Genomic DNA, 17022 nt, shown 5'->3' with positions numbered 1-17022 from the left:
ACACGTTCAACACAGCCGCTCGTGAGGATGCCCAGGCCGCGCCGACGAGGCCGAGGGCAAGGCGCGTCCCGCCGAGGAAGACGTCAAGACGGCATCTCAGCTCTGCTCTGATGCGAACCCGGTGGCCTGTGCGGTGTCCTTCTGTGCAGGAATTGCCCGATGCGTGGAGCCCGGTCCGCCTGGCTTGCCTTGCGGAGATGCGGATACGGATCCCGCCGCCCGGCCGGGTGCCGGCCGGCACATCCCTGTGCGCTGTGCTGCGCGCCGCCACAGACGAGGCAGGAAGGCGTAGAAGCGGTCGGGAAGGAACACGGCATCCGCAACGATCATCGCCCCGGAGAAGAGGGGAAGCCCCAGGAGCACTGCGATGCCGATGTGCATGCCCAGCAGCACGGCCAGAACCGGATATTTGAGCCTGCCGAAGAGCACGAACGGGAAGGCGACCTGCACGAGCACCGTCACGTAGCCGGCGATCGCGATCACCATCGGGAACTCGTCCACGAGGTGGGAGAACGCGGGCCAGGGCTGGAAGAGTTCGAGGTTCAGCGCGTAATGGAGAGCGGTGCCGCCGCCCCAGGTGAGGCCCTGGATCTTGTAAAGGCCGGCTGATCCGTAGAGGAAGCAGACCTGTGCCGCGATGACGAACATGCCGCAGTTGTGCACCACGGTGGTCAAGGTGGCACGGGCCTCGCGGAGTTGCTGTGCGGAGAAGCTCCCCACCGGAGCCGGCACGTCACGTGCGCGAGCTGTCTTGAGCCGATCCCGGCGTGCATCCAGGGACCAGCGCCGACCGCATGCCGTGAGGACGAGGTAGAGAGCCATCAGCAGGATCAGGTTGTCGCCCCCGTCCGTCATGAAGATCGATCTGGCATGGAACGAGGCCACCACCAGGGCGAAGAGGACGGACATGGCCCGAGTCCGCCAGCCCAGCATGAACAGCGCGGACGTGAAGAGGGCCATCACGTAGCAGAGTTCGAAGTAGGCACGGCTGTCGGACAGGATCAGGATGCTGTTCCAGCCCGTCTGGTCGAAAAGCTGTTGTGCCAGTGCTGGTGTCCAGGGGGAGCCGGGGCCCCAGATTTCGTCGCGGTGCGGGAATTCGCGCAGCAGGAAGACCAGATAGAGCAGCCCGTAGCCGATGCGCAGGACCGACGCGGCGTACAGGGAGATCGGCCGGTCGGTGAGAAGCGCCCACAGAGCACCGATCCGGTCGAGGAGCCATCGGTGGACCGGGGCGCCGATCGAAGTCTCCTGGGCCGCGGACCGGTGCGGCGTTGCTGCCGTGGAGGGGAGCTGGGGGATCTGGTCATTTCCCATGAGGGGTCACCTTCCACCAGGGCAGGAGCCGGTCCTCGGTGGGTGCCGGCGGACGGTTCCCGGCTGCTGCGCCGGGCGCGGCGACGGGCAGTGTGACGACCCGAAGCTGGATGAATTCGAAGGTTCCGCCGTCGTTGCGGGCGGTGACACGGTCCGCGGCAATGTTGCGCAGGTACTGCTGCAACATCACGGCCCGTTCCGAGCGTGCCGTGTCGCTTCCTCCGTGCGTCTCGACATAGGAGGTCCAGGCGCGGCGCAGAAGGTTCTGGGACGTATGGCTCGGAAATACGTTGTGGTCGACCGCGGAATGGTCCACGGCGGCCAGGTCGAGCCAGGGGGTTACCCGAACCGATCCTTTGGAGTCAGCGTGAGCGGTTCTCGCCAGGATCTGCCGGTTGAAGGAGTCGGGGTCCGGGGCGAAGAGTCGCCAATTCTGTTCGAAGAGCGGGTACACCCATCCGTTCACCTGTGAGTTGTACCGCTTCGACACAGGGTTGGAGGGCGCCACATGAAGGAACACCAGGACGACATGGACCAGAGCAGTCACCAGGCACAGGGCCACGGCGATGCGGAGCATCGCTTTCAGCGTACGAACGCCGCCCGTGAGTGACGTATCCGGTCCGGCCTGTTCGTCATCACACTGCTGGGAGACTGGACCGGAATCGGACTGATGAAGTTCCTTCACGCCCGCAGGTTCAATTCCGCTCGACACCGCCCACCCGGTCTTTCTCATGTCTGCTGTTCGCCTGAGGCTTCTGCGGCTCTCACTGACGGCACGCGGCGGATTCGATGAGGATCCCGCCGCGCGCCGTCATCCGATGAACGGGCTCCGTACGGCCTGCTGCCTAGCCCTCGCGGCCTTCGTGACCCTCGTGGCCCGCGGGCTTGTTGCCGTAGCCGAAGTGGCCGCCGGGCTTCCCGTCGTGGTCATGGCCCGGCTTACCGGGACCCTCGTCATGCCCGTGGCCCGGGCCGCCGTGATCCGGCCCGTGGTGCTCCAGGCCTCCGTGGCCCGGGCCGCCGTTGTCCGGCCCGCCGTGGTCCGGGCCGCCGGGCTGACCGCCGTGCCCACCGGTGACGTTGCCTCCGGTGATGGTCCCGCCGGTCGTGTTGCCGCCGGTCGTATTGCCGCCGGTGCTGTTGCCGGCCGTGTTGCCCGAGGTGTTCCCCGAGGTGTTCCCGGCGATGTTCCCCGAGGTGCCACCGGAGACGAGGTCGACGATCGGTCCGCCCAGGAGGCCGCCACCGATCAGACCCACGGTCGTACCGGTCGTCGATCCGGCGGTCGGCGTTCCCGCGGTTGCTCCGGTGGTCGTGCCGGCGGTCGGCGTTCCGCCGGTCGTGCCGGTCGTCGTACCACCGGTGGCGCACCCGCCGAGGAAGATCCGGTTGTTGTCCATGGTCACCTCACCGTTACGCGCCAGCGCCCGGCCCTCGATGTTCGTCCCCGTTCGAAGGAAGATCGAGGTCAGAGCCATGATGGTGCCGACGAACGTGGTGTTGGTGTTGAGCTCCGCCGAACTCCCGATCTGCCAGAACACGTTGCACGGCGAAGCGCCGTTCGTGAGAAGGATCCGGCTGGAGGTTGCCGTCGTCAGGGCCGCGGGAATCTGGAACACCCAGACCGCGGCGGGATTTCCCCCGGCGTTCAGGACCAGGTCGCCGGTGAGGCCGACACTGCCGGCGGGGTCTCGCGTGTAGACGCCCGGAATCAGCTCCGTCGGGCCGGACGTTCCCGAGCCGATCGCCGCCGGAAGGTCGAAGTCCTCGGCCTGGCCGGCCGCATTGTTGTACGCCACGATCAGATCGCTCTTGGCCTGGAGGGCCTGAGCATCCGCCGGGTGCACGGCACCGAGCACTCGGCCGGGCGGGAATCCTGTGATGGACGGGTTCGGGTGCGTACCGAGGTCGTGGTCGACCACCGTGGGGCCTGTATTGGTGACTCCCTGACCTGCCAGAACGGAGTAGCTGGCGGTGGTGCCCAGAGGCACGGGGGTCGCGATGGCCAGTGCCTGCGTCGGCAATCCGGCGACCATGACACCGGCAACCGTTGCGGCGACGGCCGAGGCCAGCCAGCCGGAAAGGGTGCGGCGCGGAGCCGCGTGGATTTTCAGCTTCATCGAGGTGGGCCACTTCCTATGGGGGCCGTGGCATACCGGGCTCCTAGCCGATCGCCCGGGAAGCCTTGTCGTTGTCGCCGCATATTACGCAGCAACATTCACGCGCCGGAGATGGACCAAGAGAAGCAGGGATGATGACAAACACATCCAGCCCCACGAAGCGCGATGAAAATACCAAGATGCACCGCATATATCATCCGATATTCCTCCGCAGAACGAGGCGGGACTAACCCGCATGAGGCAAATTCATTCATCTGACAATGAATTCAAAACCCGCCATATGTGAGAATTTGCGGCCAGGCGGGTGGCCTCAAAAATTTCCTGCAGGACGGCGCGCCGAGTCCTGCAATTCGCATGACCCGAGGCGAACGGGGGGGCGCCCCGAGCCTCTGGGCTGCCCTGCGGAGGCCGGTGCCGGATGGACGTCTCCGCCTGCCCTCCCGCGGGTGGACGGCTGTCGGGTTCCTCCTGGCGACATTCCGACGCACAGGACTCAGCAGATAAGCATGCATATCCGGCAGATGAGTGGACGGCCGTAGCGTTCGGGTGAACTCTGCTCGGGCTGTGCACGCGGCTGCATTCGCGCGACGTGACACTCGATGGCGGGGCCCATTGATCATCATTGGGCGGCGCCGGCGTTCGCCCGGGCCCGGCCGCGGCACCTTCTGCGGCTGACAGACAGTCCCGAGCCGGAGGTAGACCGCCCGTGGCGGCGAACGGAAACCCGACCATCAGGCGACGCCGGCTGGGCGCGGAGCTGCGCCGGCTCCGGCTGGCCCGTGGCCTGACCAGTACGCAGGTGGCCGAGCACCTGTTGGTCTCCCAGCCCAAGGTCAGCCACTTGGAGAACGGCCGCCGCGCCATCAGCCCGCGCGATGTGCGGGACCTGTGCGACCTCTACCGAGTGACAGACCAGCAGGTCATCGACGCATTGATGGACATGGCCCGAGAGTCGAACCAGCGGGGTTGGTGGGTCGCCTGCGGGGAGATCCCGTACGCCGTCTACATCGGCCTGGAGACGGCAGCCGCTTGTGTCCGCTCCTACGAACCCCTGGTGATCCCAGGCCTGCTGCAGACACCCGCCTACGCGGCAGCGGTCATCGAGGAAACGATCCCTCGCGCCGACAAGGAACAAACCGCCGTGCGCCTTGAGGTGCGGTTACGTCGTCAGTCCCGTGTCCACCACCCGGCCCGGCCTGTCCGCCTGTGGGCCGTGCTGGACGAATCAGCACTGCGCCGCACGGTCGGCAGCCCCAGGATCATGCGCGAACAGCTCGAGCACCTGAACCGCCTCGGTGAACAGCCGCACATCACCGTGCAGGTCCTCCCGCACACCGCGGGAGCCCATCCGGGCATCTCGGGACAGTTCTCCATCCTCGACTTTCCGGACACTGCCACGGGGACGGTATATCTCGAGCGCTTCACCAGCGACCTCTACATGGAGAAACGATCCGAAGTGCGGCACTACAGCGCCCTGTTCGAGCACCTTCAGGCGCAGGCCCTTGACCCGGAGGCCACCCGCTCCTTCATCACCCGCATCGCCCAGGAGCTGCCGCCCGTCACGTCGCTGGCCGGCGGGCCGTGATCGCCGCACCGGCCGCAGTCCCTCCCCGATGAGTTCGCGGAGCCCGGGATCGTTCTCCCGGTTCATCTCCCGGTAGAAAGCAGGGTTCCTCCGTCGGTGCCGGAGTCACCGGTCTGTCTGTGGTCTTCGCGGGGCCCCGAATCGTGCCAGGTAGTGCCACACCTTCTTGACGGCCTGGGGGTCGTGGAGGCCGGCCCGTGCCGCGTCTCCGACGATCCGAGGATCGAGTACGCCCTCGACCGCGATCTGCGTGCCCAAGTCGACGTACGCCTGGCCTCGGTAGCCGGGGTGACGACGGAGTTCTTCGACCTCAAGCCGGAAGCCGGGGTGCCACTCCACCGGGCAGCCAAGGACCAGAGCCGAGGCCTCGACGCCCGTGCCTCGGTAGCAGGGGTCCAGGACCAGCGCCTCCACATGGAATTGCAGTTGGACCGGCCCGTGCACTTGCGCCTCGATGTAATCGTCCAGCTCGTCCTGGAAATCGGCGAGGGCGACCTCGATGAGCCCCACGCGTGCCGCGACGCCGAAATCCGACGGTTCGAGGACGCTGTCCGGGTAACAGAACGTGGTCCGCGTCAGCGTCCGGGCCGTCAGCCGGAAGTGGGCCGAGCCGAACCGCGGCGCCCCGCCGACCGGCTTGCGACGGAAGTTCAACGCCCCGTAGACGGGCCGCTCATGAGCGGTCGCTTCGTCGTACGCCCCGTCGAAGATCCGGCTCTCCCAGCGCCACCGGTCGCCGCCTGGATGCGCGGTCAGGCCGCCGTTGCTGGTCCCGGTGACGAACTGCGAGTGGTAGACGCCACCCTCGGACATGCAGTCCAAGATCGGCTTGCCGTGCAGCAGACGGTCCGGGTGGAAGTTGAGGGTCACCCGCAATGCCGGGTCCAGCGGGGGGCCCGACGCCCGTTCCGCAACGTGCCGAAGGGCCCGTGCCTGCGCTGTCCGGGAGGCTGCAGAGCTCATCAGGACAGTGTTCCCCACCCTGATCGACCAGTGCACGCGGATTGTCCAGCGGCAGCCCGTTCCAGGGTGACGGAGCGTTGCTGGAGGACCTTGAGACGACCTCTCAGGTGCTCAGCCACGGGTCGACGCCCACGCCACCCTGGGGCGTCGGGATGCCTCCTGGGCCGACACACCGATGTTGCCTTCCGCAGCACCCCAGCGGCCGTCACCCGCGGTGTTGCAGCCGGAGAGTCCAAAGGCTGCCGATGCCTTTCCGGTCAGGCTGCCCGGCGTTCGCCTCGCGAGCCCGCGCGCTGCTGGGCCGCCTCCGAGAGCCGCATCAGCGGCACGGCCGGGGCGCGGAGGGATGCGCTTCCGCCTCGGTTCACGCCTCGCCCTGCCCAGGGTCCTCCCGGAGACCCGCCATGTCCTGGCCGGCGTCCAGTCAGCTCCAGGTGCGCAGGAGTTCGGTGATGCGGCCGGTCGTGGAGCGGGGTTCGTACAGCTCATGGGCGAGGGCAGTGAGTGTTCGCGGGTGGGGTCGGCGGGAATGCCGACGGCGCGGGCGCCGGTGGTGTCCAGGGTGGTAGCAGCCGTGGCAGGGTCCGCGGTCGAGACGGGACCGCGAGGGCAGCAGGCTACGTAAGGGCGGTGATCACTTCTCGGGCGGCGCGTTCACCTTCGGTGGCGCCACCCTCCATGAATCCCTGGAAGTCGTAGCTGCAGTGTTCGCCGCCGATGTGGATGCGGCCCTGGGCGGTGCCCTCGTACTTGGCGTAGCGGTGGAGGTAGCCGGTGGGCCAGTAGGAGTAGGCGCCGAGGGAATGGGGATTGCGGTGCCAGGCGGAGAGCTGGGCGCGTCCGGTCCACGCGGACCTCGTGTGGGGGTAGAAGGCGTCGATGCCGGTGAGCATGCGGGTGGCGAGGTCGCGTACGTAGGGGTCGCTCTCGGTGGCGAAGGGGGTCGCGGGCGTGAGGGATCGGGCGAGGCTGCCGCCGCCGTACTGGAGGAGGATGCCGCCGTTGCCCGGCTGCAGTTTGGTGGTGTCCCAGGTCTGCTGGACGGGTGAGTCGGTGAAGCAGTCTCCTGCGGAGACGCCGGGCCAGGGGCCGGTGCCGCGCCAGGGGCGGCTGGTGAACTGCATGTTGAGTTTGGTGCAGTGGCCCATGCGCGCGTCACGGAGGAGGTTGCGCATGAGGGGGTCGAAGCCGGCAGCGGTGGTGTCGATGCGCTGCAGGACCGGCAGGGGGAGGCAGAGGACGGTGTGGTCGGCGGTGGCGGTGCGGGTGGCGCCTGAGTCGTTGAAGGTGAGGGTCTGAGTGCCGTCAGCGTTGGCTCTCACGGCGAGGAGTTCGCGGCCCATGACGATCGATCCGGTGGGCAGGGCGGAGGCGATCGCGTTGGGGAGGCGGTCGTTGCCGCCCGTGATGTGGTAGCGCTCGTTGGAAAGGCCCCAGACGTTGAAGTGGCCGGGGTTGGGCTGGTAGCCCATCAGGAGGACCAGCGCGAGAGCGGACTGGGCGGTGGTGTCGGCGCCGTACTCGACGTTGTAGGCGACGTCGATGAAGCGGCCGAGCTGCGAGCTGTGACCGCCGGGAACCCGGGTTTCGATCCACTCGTACAGGCTCGTGTTGTCCAGGGCCGTGCCGGTGGGGGTGGTGCTGTTCCAGCTGACCTCGCCGGAATCCTGGAGGTCTCGGCGCAGGGCCTGGTAGACGGCCTTGAAGTCCTCGTCGGCCTGGCTTCGCGGGTAGTACTCGCCGTTGAACCACAGGACTTCCTCTGCGCCGTTGGGGCCGCCTCCGAGGAAGTCCTCTACGGGCAGGTCGAAGCGGCGGCACAGTTCCAGGATCTTCTTGTGGCTGGTGTCGATGAGCTCGCCGCCGATCTCGGAGGTCTGCCCGTAGGCCCAGTGGGTGCGCTGGGTCCACATCCGTCCGCCGACCCGCGCGGGGTTGGCTTCGTAAAGGGTGAAGGGGATGCCGGCGTCTGTCAGGGTGAGCGCTGCGGTGAGGCCGGAGATGCCGGCGCCGATCACGGCGACGCGGGCGGGTGTCACGGGCTTCTTGTCCGGGACGGTCTCGACCGCGTGCGCGGGCCCGGCCGCCGCGGAGGCGGCGAGGGCGGTTCCGAGGCCGAGGGCGGCGGCCCGGGTGAGGAGGTCGCGGCGGCTGGAGCCGCGGACCTCCGCGGCCGGCATCTGCAGGCGGTCGGCGGCAGCGTGGTCGGCGGCGAGGCGGCGCAGCGTGTGCATCAACGGTGTACGGGCCATGGCGGGGCTCCTAGACGTTCGCGGCGGGCGATGACGGGGACGTGGAGCGGGGCTGGGTGCCGTCGGGGTCGGTGCGTTCGGTGGCGTCCTCCAGGACGATCCGGCCGATGATCTCGTAGCGTTCGGGAGCCCTGGCCTTGAGGTAGAAGCCGAGGCCGAGGCCACCGAGGAAGACCGCGCCGACGATCCAGGGGATCAGCTCGAAGACGACGGAGCCGGCCGCGGTGCCGGCGGCGGTCTCCATGTTCAGGACCAGCAGGACCACGACCGCAGTCATGCCGATCCCGCCGAGGAGTGGCGCGGTGAACGTCTTGAACCAGTGCCGGTCTTCGGGGTGGTTCTTGCGGAAGTAGCCGATGACGGCGAATGAGCACAAGGTCTGGACGATGAGGATGGCCATCGTGCCGAGGATCGCGAGGAGGGTGTACAGGTGCAGGTAGGGGTCCTGGCCGGTGAGCCAGAATCCGGCGACGAGGGCGGTGGCTACGGCGGTCTGCACGACGGATGCGAGGTAGGGGGATCCGTGGCGGGGATGGGTGTGGCCGAGCTTCGGGGACAGGAAGCCTTCCCGGCCGATGGCGTAGAGGTAGCGGGCGGCGCACTGGTGGAAGGCCATGCCGCAGGCGAAGGAGCCGGTGAGCAGCAGCCACTGGAATGCGTCGACGGCCCAGGGCCCTATGAAGGTCTGTGTGGGGGCGAAGAAGAGGTCCAGGGGGCTGGCGGAGGCGGACAGCTCGACGGATGTGGTGAGGCCGTTGCCGGAGATGGTCATCCAGGAGACGTAGATGTAGAAGAGGCCTACGCCGACGACGGAGATGAGGGTGGCCTTGGGGATGACGCGCTTGGGGTCGCGGGATTCTTCGCCGTACATGGCGGTGGACTCGAAGCCGACCCAGGACCAGAAGGCGAAGAAGAGGCCGAGGCCGGCAGAGGTGCCGGTGAAGGCGTTCTTCGGGTTGACCGGTTCCAGGGGTATGCCGTCGGGGCCGCCGCCCGCGAGCAGCACGGCGGTGGCGACGGCGAACAGGACGGCGATCTCGCCGACCAGCATGACGCCCAGCGCCTTGGCGGTGAGGTTGATGTCGAAGTGCGCGAGGACGGAGGTGACGGCGAGCATCGCGGCCGCGTAGAGAATCCAGGGCAGGTCGATGCCGAGCTGGTCGTGGACGGTGGTCTTGGCGAAGTAGGAGAAGACGCCGACGATCGAGGCCTCGAAGACGATGTAGGCGAGGACGGCCAGCATGCCCGAGGCCATGCCTGCGATGCGGCCGAGGCCGTGGGAGATGTATCCGTAGAAGGCTCCTGCTGCGGTGATCCGCTTGGCCATGGCCACGTAGCCGACCGCGAACACGGTCAGGACGAGCGTGGCGAAGAGATAGCCGGCCGGCGCTCCGGTACCGTTTCCGAAACCTACGGCGATGGGCAGGTTCCCCGTCATGGCCGTGATCGGTGCGGCTGTGGCCACCGCCATGAACACGACGCCGACCAGACCGACGGAGTTCGCCTTCAGCCGCTGGACGGGCGGCGCGGCGGAGGCGGAGGTCGATCCGCCGGTGATGTCTTCGCTCATGAGCCCTCTTCCCTGGTGAGGGCGCCCACTCTCTCCCCGCGTGACCCACGCCACAATCGGCATGCAGTCCGGCAATCGCCTTGCAGACGCGACGAGTTGTCGGGTTCACGTACGCAGTCCGAACTCTCGAAACCGCCGGGACATCCAGCCGGAACCGCGCAGCCACGGCTCTGTGCAGCAGGGTGGGCGCCGCAGGGGCGCCCGTTTCGGGTGCTCCGTTCCTGGGGTCCACCCCGCGGCTCTACGGGAGGGCGGTTCCGGGTCTTGCCGATGGGGAGAGGTAGGCCTGGTACTCGCGCCCTCCCTGGAGGTCCGGTAGCGGGTACGGGCGCCAGCGGGCCGCCCACGGCGGAGGTAGGTCCCCCTGGACCAGAACGGCCACCGGGCGGGTACGCCCCAGGGCCGCGAGCTCTTCGGCGCTGATGCTGCCGTCGTGGCCGCCGTAGGTCTGTCGCGAAGCGCAGCCGGTGTAGTAGGCGGCCCGGACGGCCTCACTGCCGCTGATCACGCATGGGGGTCGAAGGCCTTGCCCCCGCAGCTCGGCGGCAACCGCCGTGAACGCCTTCTGGTTGGCCCGGCTGCGCTCGGCCGCACGGACCGTGATCAGGAGCTGCACGGCCAGATGGCACCCGGCCAGGGTGAGGCAGAGGGCGGCGAGGGCGCGCGAGCGCGTACGGCCGGCTGCGACCAGCCGGGCCAGGCATGCCGCGACGGGAAGAGAGAGCAACGCGTAGGCGGGGAGCAGGAAGCGGGCAGCCCCGTATCCGATCAGGAACAGGTAAGGCATCGCGAGGGACAAGCCCACGACGGTGGGGAGCAGGACCTCTGCCAGACGGCCTCTGCGGTGACCGCCGATCAGTGCGCCTGCGGTCAGGGGCGGCACCGCGAGCCACCACAGGCCGGCCACCGGCTGCCAGGGCCCGTTGCACGGGCGGCACAGGGTGCGCCCGTCGAGGGCATGCAGCTGGTCGCCGACGGCGACGTTCCAGCGCAGGCCGCCCTGGATCTCGCTCGCCCGCTCCAGCCGGGTGAGCAGGCCGCCGTAGCGGAGCTCGGCCTCGATGACCCATTCGAGGCCGCCGAGTACGGCTCCGAGTCCCAGAGCCATGAGCAGGGCCGGCCGCCGCCAGGCAGGAACGACGAGCACGGCGCAGAGCAGGGGCAGGATGAGCCAGGCAGCGTCCATCGGCCGCATGAGCGCGGCCAGCGCCACAGAGGCGGTGAGGACCGCCAGCGCCCGGCGGTCGCTCCGGTCGCGCGCGGCTCGCAGGAAGCAGCCGACGGCCAGGAGCGCGCCGAAGGCGACCCAAAGGTTCGGCATGGCCTGTGGGCCGTAGAAGAGGGACACCCACAGACCGGAGAACAGGCCTCCCGCGAGGGCGAGCACCGGTACGGGGATGAGCTTGCGCCACACCCACAGGCACAGCAGCAGCGCTGCCGCCGACAGCAGGGCCAGGAAGACGCGCAGCGCTGTCGTGGACGAGGTGAGCGCGACGACGGGAGCAACGAGGTAGGTGATGCCGCGGGCCCGCGGAGCACTGAAGAAGGCGGCAGGCACGTCCCGCGAAACCTGGCTGACGTAGACGGCCTCGTCCCAGCCGAGCCCCGTGCCCGGAACGGCCAGGAGCAACTGCACCAGGGCGTACGCGCCCGCTACGGGTGCCAGCCAGAGCAGTTCCCGTCGCCGACCTCGACTGACCTCGGGCCTCGGCGCGGCAGCGGCAGGGTCCGTCGGAGCCTCAAGAGAGTGGTGGGGCATCGGCTGGCCTCGACGGGGTTCGCAAGGTGGACGGTGTCCCCACGCTGCCCCGCGGGTCCGGGCACCGCAATCGCAGACGGACAGTCGGCCTAACCGCTCCCATTGCGTTCATGAAATGACGACTTCACGCGGTATGCGAACCTCAGGGAGGCCAGCGCATGCCGCCCGCCTCGATCATTACGCCCGCCGCGTGGCCTGTCGATGGTCCATGTTTGATTGGCTATGCCATTCATTTGATGAAGACATAGTCTCGGCGCGCAGCGAGCTGACTTCTACTTATGGCGGCAGGCTCGCACAGCTCCCCGCACAGAGGAACGGGCTCGACCAGCGCCGGCCTCCGGGCCGGTGGAGGCATCCCCCACACCCGGGGCACGGCCTCCGCGGCGGCCGTCGTCGCCCGCATCCCTCCCGGACGGTCCTCCGTCCGCAGACCCCTTCTGGAGCCGCCATGCCCCTCTGGTTCATCGGCCCCGCACCCGGCCCGGAGGCGGAGGACCCTCCCGCCATCTGGTTCGACTCCACCATGGCGGAGTTCGTCATCCAGAACGGTCCCCGCCCCGCCACGGGCCACCCTCCACGGACCGGGTGGACCGTCCGGCTGCCCGCCGCGCAGATCGTGCCGGCCATCTGGGACGCCGCGCGGCGGCGCGCCGAGAACGGCGAAGCAGGCGCGGTTCCGGAGCCGGCCAGGTCCCTGCCCGACCCGGTCCGGACCTACGCGGCCGGCTTCGACGACCTGCTGACGACGCAGCAGTGGAATGCGTTCGCCCACCACCTGTCGGCGCACCTGCTCGCGCCCGGCCGCCCGCGTGATGCACGCCCCCACGCGCGCACGGCCTGGGAATGGGAAACGGTCGATGAGCGGCGCCTCGCGCTGCTGCTCTCGCACACCTCACGCAGACCGCACGCCGCAGGCGTACTCGCTGTCGGCACCGGCCGCACAGCCGCACCTGGCAGCCGGACGGGCAGCACCGGCATGGCTTCCCTTTGGTGCGACAACGAGACCTTCCATCCCTTGCACCACATCAGCCCCGACCGTGTCCACGACGAGCACAGACCTGACGGGAAGCCCGAACCGGAGAACCTGCCCCAGGCCGTCCTGGACCTCACGGCCCGTGCCGTCGCCGCCCGCGTGCCCTTCCGGGTCGTCTCCGCCGACTGCTTCTACGGCGTACACCACTCCCTGCAACGTCATCTCGACTCGGCAAACCTGCCCTACATACTGAATCTGCTGCCGCGAGACGAACGGCAGCGCGGGGGCGCGAGCCGGAGACTCCGGCAGGCAGTGCTGGACCGGACCCAAGGTGCCCCCGGCGGCGACGTGGAGTGGACCCCCGTCACCTGGACCGGACGCGACGGGAGAACCGAGGGCCGCTGGGCCGCAGAGACCACCCTGCCCGGGGAGCGCGCCACCGCGCAGCCGACCCGCCTGATCGTCGTCACCACCACCCCGTCCACCCTGTCCGAGGGAACGACCCGCTACCTGAGCACCAACCTCCCCCGGCTCCCGGCCTGCGGCGGCACCGGCCACGACCGCGACCGCGACCGGAGCCACCGTCACGACCCCGCCGCCGTCGCACACGCCGGTACCCGCAAAGCCTCGGCTCCGCATCGACCGCACACTGCGGCTTCGACCGCAGAGGTCGCCTTCCTGCACGCCACCGCACTGTGGGCCTGCGCAGGCCTCCAGCAGGCCAGTGGGGATCTTGATCCCGCAGCGGCTGCGGTCGCCGCGGCCCGCCACCACGTACTGCGCGCGGCCGCCCTCGCGGTGGGCTGGGGCGAACTCGACGCACCGGCCGCCACCGCCGCCGCGGTCCCCGCCCCGCAGCGTTCGAGGCTTGCCGCCCGGCTGGCCGCCTGTCGGCACCAGGCACCCCAGCCCTCGTTCCGCCCCGACATGTTCCACCGGCAGGCGGCCACGCATCCGCAGGGATAGACATGCACTGGTCGGAACCAGGCCGGTCGCCCCTGTGGGGCGGCGTATCAGGTGCCGCACGCCCCGGACAGAGCACGACGGTGCCGCCTTGGAATCGTTTCGGGAACGTTTCTCCGTGTTCCGATCTCATTGGGATCTCGCTTGTTGACGGGTGCCTTCACCCCACGTTGACTGCCTGGACCTCGGCCGGACGACACGGCCCGTCACGAAGGCATGCATCGTGAACACACATCTGGGCCGCGCAGCCGTAGCAGTCACCGCAACGTCAGCGATGGCCCTTTCCCTCACCTCCTGCGGCGGCAGCGAAGGCGGCAGGAGCGAGCCGGAGAAGCTCAGGATCGGGCTGCTGCTGCCGGAGGACCAGGCAGCGCGGTACGAGAAGTTCGACCGGCCTCTCATCGAGAAGGAGATCGCCCGTCTCACCTTCGGGAAGGCCGAGGTCGTATACGCAAACGCCAAACAGAACGCCGCGACGCAGAACGCCCAAGTCGACACGATGATCTCCGGCAAGGTCGACGCCCTGATCATCGGCGCGGTGGACTCCAAGGCCATCGCCGGCGCGGTCAAGCGGGCGAAGGACGCAGGCATCCCCGTCGTCGCCTACGACCGCCTGGCCGAGGGCCCGATCGACGCCTACACCTCCTTCGACAACGAGGACGTCGGCAAGATCCAGGGCAATGCACTGCTCGAGGCCGTGGGCAACAAGACCGCCAAGGACGGCCGCATCATCATGATGAACGGATCCGTGACCGATCCGAACGCGGCCCTCTTCAAGTCCGGTGCGCACTCCGTCCTCGATGGCAAGGTGAACATCGGCAAGGAGTACGACACCGTCGAATGGAAGCCGCAGAACGCCAACACCAACATGACGGCCGCTCTCTCGGCGATCGGCAAGGACAAGGTCGTCGGCGTGTACTCCGCCAACGACGGCATGGCGGGCGGCATCATCGCCGCTCTCAAGGCGGCCGGCGTCTCCCCACTGCCCCCGGTCACCGGCCAGGACGCCGAACTCGCCGGAGTTCAGCGGATCGTGACGGGCGAACAGTTCATGACCGTCTACAAGCCGTACGGTCCCGAGGCCAACGCCGCCGCCGAGCTGGCCATCGCCCTGGCCGAGGGTGCCAGGATCGACGAGCTCATCAACCAGCTCGTCGACAGCCCGACCACCGAGAACGTGCCGTCCATCCTGCTCCCTGGCATCTCGGTGACGAGAGCCAATCTCAGAGCCACCGTTGTCCTCGACGGCGTCTACACCACCGACGAGATCTGCACGCATGCACTCAGGCCCGCATGCGAGGAGCTCGGCCTGTAGCAGGCCTCCCAGGACCGGGCGAGCGAGTTGTCGCCGTCACAGCCTGGGCCTCTCCCCCGCGGCGCCCGACGCGGACTGAGCGCAGGTCGAGGCGGAGGCGGGCACTCTCCTTCCCTGCGTCTGCAAGCGCATGCCCGGTACCCGTCACGATGCGCCGGGCCCAAGGGCACGAGAACGAGCTCCGGCACCACCCCGGAGAGAAGGCGGTCGCTGAGCCACGCTCCCCGCTATTGGTCCATACCTATTGACCGCCCTCTCCTCCCCTCGTACGATCCGGACCGGCACAGCCCCACCTGTCCCCACCTCACCCGGAGCCGGGCGTCGCGCCCCCACGCGTCAGTCACATCCATGACGTCCGGCGGGAAGGGAGCACGGCATGTTCCATCGGCGGTCGCGTACTCCAGGCCTCTCCCGCGATGTCAACCCGCTTCAGGACCCCGGCCGCGGAGACGGCGGCCGGGCGCACCATGCCGGGCGGACCGGGCGCGTCGGGTCCGCCCTCGTGCGTGCGCTGGCCGGGGTGAGCGCCGGCGCCGTCATCGCTGTCGGCATCGCCGCGTCCGGCACCGCACAGGCCGGGGCCGTCACCGCCGCGGCGGTGGCCAACTCCGGATTCGAGAACGGGCTTTCCGGCTGGACGTGTTCCGGCGCCTCGGGCGCCGCCGTCGGCAGCCCGGTCCACTCCGGCGTCGGCGCCCTCAAGGCCACGCCGGCCGGCTCCGACAACGCCCGGTGCAGCCAGACCGTGAGCGTGCAGCCCAACTCCTCGTACACGCTGAGCGCGTACGTCCAGGGCAGTTACGTCTACCTGGGCGCCACCGGTACCGGCATCTCCGGTGCCCAGTCCACCTGGACGCCGAGCAGCCCGTCGTACAGCCGGCTGAGCGTCGGTTTCAGCACCGGTCCGGACACCACCTCGGTGACCGTCTACCTGCACGGCTGGTACGGGCAGCCCTCGTACCACGCGGACGACGTATCGCTCGCCGGCCCCGGCGGCAGCACCCCCACGCCGACCAGCACCCCTACGCCGACCGGCACGCCCCCGACCACGCCGCCCACGACGACCGCACCGCCCACGACTGCACCGCCCACGACCCCGCCGCCCGGCGAGACCTGCCCCACCAAGCCCAAGCCGTCGGGCAAGGTCCTGCAGGGGTACTGGGAGAACTGGGACGGCGCCGCGAACGGCGTGCACCCCGGCCTGGGCTGGGTCCCCATCACCGACAGCCGGATCGCCGCACACGGCTACAACGTGATCAACGCCGCCTTCCCCGTGATCCTCTCGGACGGCACCGTTCTGTGGCAGGACGGCATGGACACCGGCGTCAAGGTCGCGACCCCGGCCGAGATGTGTCAGGCCAAGGCGGCAGGAGCGACGATCCTGATGTCGATCGGCGGGGCCACCGCGGGAATCGACCTGAGTTCGAGTACCGTCGCCGATCGTTTCGTGGCGACCGTCGTCCCGATCCTGAAGAGGTACAACTTCGACGGAATCGACATCGACATCGAGACGGGCCTCACGGGCAGCGGCAACATCAACACCCTGTCCGCCTCCCAGGCCAACCTGGTGCGCATCATCGACGGAGTGCTGGCCCAGATGCCCGCGGGGTTCGGTCTCACGATGGCGCCCGAGACCGCGTACGGCACCGGAGGGAGCGTCACCTACGGGTCGATCTGGGGCTCCTACCTGCCGATCATCAAGAAGTACGCCGACAACGGCCGGCTGTGGTGGCTGAACATGCAGTACTACAACGGCAGCATGTACGGCTGCTCCGGCGACTCCTACCAGGCCGGTACGGTGCAGGGCTTCACGGCGCAGACGACGTGTCTGAACAACGGGCTGACCATCCAGGGCACCACCATCAAGGTGCCCTACGACAAGCAGGTGCCCGGCCTGCCCGCACAGCCCGGCGCCGGTGGCGGTCACATGGCTCCGAACGTGGTCAGCCAGGCGTGGAACTCCTTCAGTGGTTCGCTGAAGGGGCTCATGACGTGGTCGGTCAACTGGGACGGGTCTAAGGGTTGGACCTTCGGCGACAACGTCAAGTCCCTCCAGGGGCGTTGACCTCGCCCGTCAGGTGAGGTCGCGAGGCGTGCGCACGACGTACTCGGCAAGCGGCCGCTGTCGCATCGCAACGCGGCCTGGGACGGCGGTCACCAGCATCCACCCGTCGAGTGGAGCTGGAAGGAGAACGGGTCATCCCA

Annotated in this window: 11 protein-coding genes; 4 read left to right on the top strand and 7 right to left on the bottom strand. The window is 68.9% G+C overall.

All coding sequences use genetic code 11. The annotated features are described in order from the left end of the window. Positions 1 to 96 precede the first annotated feature (96 nt). The 3 genes from IO30_RS0113730 to IO30_RS0113720 form a co-directional block, all read right to left on the bottom strand. Entirely contained in the window at positions 97 to 1317 is a 1221-nt protein-coding gene (locus IO30_RS0113730; RefSeq protein ID WP_031142735.1) for an HTTM domain-containing protein, read from the bottom strand. Then, on the bottom strand, positions 1307 to 2050 hold the full coding sequence (locus IO30_RS0113725) for a DUF5819 family protein (protein WP_031142733.1): 744 nt from the start codon (positions 2048 to 2050) through the stop codon (positions 1307 to 1309). Before IO30_RS0113725 ends, IO30_RS0113730 begins: the two co-directional genes overlap by 11 nt. 112 nt (positions 2051 to 2162) lie before the next feature. Next, positions 2163 to 3437 carry an ice-binding family protein gene (locus IO30_RS0113720; RefSeq protein WP_031142731.1) on the bottom strand — a complete coding sequence of 425 codons (1275 nt, stop codon included), beginning with the start codon at positions 3435 to 3437 and terminating at the stop codon, positions 2163 to 2165. 706 nt (positions 3438 to 4143) lie between these two features. Here IO30_RS0113720 and IO30_RS0113715 point away from each other — a divergent pair. Further along, on the top strand, positions 4144 to 5022 hold the full coding sequence (locus IO30_RS0113715; protein WP_031142729.1) for a helix-turn-helix domain-containing protein: 879 nt from the start codon (positions 4144 to 4146) through the stop codon (positions 5020 to 5022). A 105-nt stretch (positions 5023 to 5127) separates the two neighbouring features. Here IO30_RS0113715 and IO30_RS0113710 read toward each other — a convergent pair whose 3' ends face one another. From IO30_RS0113710 to IO30_RS0113695, 4 genes are all read right to left on the bottom strand, one after another. Further along, a complete protein-coding gene (locus IO30_RS0113710; RefSeq protein WP_031142727.1) occupies positions 5128 to 5985 on the bottom strand; it encodes a DUF3626 domain-containing protein in 858 nt (285 codons plus the stop codon). Positions 5986 to 6602: 617 nt separating this feature from the next. After that, positions 6603 to 8237 (bottom strand): flavin monoamine oxidase family protein, encoded by a 1635-nt coding sequence (locus IO30_RS0113705; protein WP_031142725.1) that lies wholly within the window; start codon positions 8235 to 8237, stop codon positions 6603 to 6605. A gap of 10 nt (positions 8238 to 8247) precedes the next feature. Continuing rightward, the gene (locus IO30_RS0113700) at positions 8248 to 9807 is read right to left on the bottom strand and encodes an APC family permease (RefSeq protein WP_037893973.1); all 1560 of its coding nucleotides are present in this window, start codon (positions 9805 to 9807) and stop codon (positions 8248 to 8250) included. Positions 9808 to 10048: 241 nt separating this feature from the next. Then, the gene (locus IO30_RS0113695; protein ID WP_237403267.1) at positions 10049 to 11566 is read right to left on the bottom strand and encodes a hypothetical protein; all 1518 of its coding nucleotides are present in this window, start codon (positions 11564 to 11566) and stop codon (positions 10049 to 10051) included. Between the two features lie 448 nt (positions 11567 to 12014). Between IO30_RS0113695 and IO30_RS0113690 the strand changes: the two genes are divergently transcribed. From IO30_RS0113690 to IO30_RS0113680, 3 genes are all read left to right on the top strand, one after another. Continuing rightward, the gene (locus IO30_RS0113690; protein WP_031142719.1) at positions 12015 to 13505 is read left to right on the top strand and encodes a transposase; all 1491 of its coding nucleotides are present in this window, start codon (positions 12015 to 12017) and stop codon (positions 13503 to 13505) included. Positions 13506 to 13776: 271 nt separating this feature from the next. Beyond that, complete coding sequence (locus IO30_RS0113685) at positions 13777 to 14817, top strand: substrate-binding domain-containing protein (RefSeq protein WP_051902221.1); 1041 nt, start codon at positions 13777 to 13779, stop codon at positions 14815 to 14817. A gap of 376 nt (positions 14818 to 15193) precedes the next feature. Next, positions 15194 to 16882, top strand: a complete 1689-nt coding sequence (locus IO30_RS0113680) for a carbohydrate binding domain-containing protein (RefSeq protein ID WP_078904671.1) — start codon at positions 15194 to 15196, stop codon at positions 16880 to 16882. Positions 16883 to 17022 lie beyond the last annotated feature (140 nt).

The sequence above is a fragment of the Streptomyces xanthophaeus genome (assembly GCF_000725805.1).
GTDB lineage: Bacteria > Actinomycetota > Actinomycetes > Streptomycetales > Streptomycetaceae > Streptomyces > Streptomyces xanthophaeus.
This window is presented reverse-complemented; position numbering and strand designations above follow the sequence as displayed.

Coding starts and splice junctions, on each gene's coding strand:
- IO30_RS0113730 (WP_031142735.1), bottom strand. CDS start 1,317: ATGGGAAATGACCAGATCCCCCAGCTCCCCTCCACGGCAGCAACGCCG.
- IO30_RS0113725 (WP_031142733.1), bottom strand. CDS start 2,050: ATGAGAAAGACCGGGTGGGCGGTGTCGAGCGGAATTGAACCTGCGGGC.
- IO30_RS0113720 (WP_031142731.1), bottom strand. CDS start 3,437: ATGAAGCTGAAAATCCACGCGGCTCCGCGCCGCACCCTTTCCGGCTGG.
- IO30_RS0113710 (WP_031142727.1), bottom strand. CDS start 5,985: ATGAGCTCTGCAGCCTCCCGGACAGCGCAGGCACGGGCCCTTCGGCAC.
- IO30_RS0113705 (WP_031142725.1), bottom strand. CDS start 8,237: ATGGCCCGTACACCGTTGATGCACACGCTGCGCCGCCTCGCCGCCGAC.
- IO30_RS0113700 (WP_037893973.1), bottom strand. CDS start 9,807: ATGAGCGAAGACATCACCGGCGGATCGACCTCCGCCTCCGCCGCGCCG.
- IO30_RS0113695 (WP_237403267.1), bottom strand. CDS start 11,566: ATGCCCCACCACTCTCTTGAGGCTCCGACGGACCCTGCCGCTGCCGCG.
- IO30_RS0113690 (WP_031142719.1), top strand. CDS start 12,015: ATGCCCCTCTGGTTCATCGGCCCCGCACCCGGCCCGGAGGCGGAGGAC.
- IO30_RS0113685 (WP_051902221.1), top strand. CDS start 13,777: ATGGCCCTTTCCCTCACCTCCTGCGGCGGCAGCGAAGGCGGCAGGAGC.
- IO30_RS0113680 (WP_078904671.1), top strand. CDS start 15,194: ATGTTCCATCGGCGGTCGCGTACTCCAGGCCTCTCCCGCGATGTCAAC.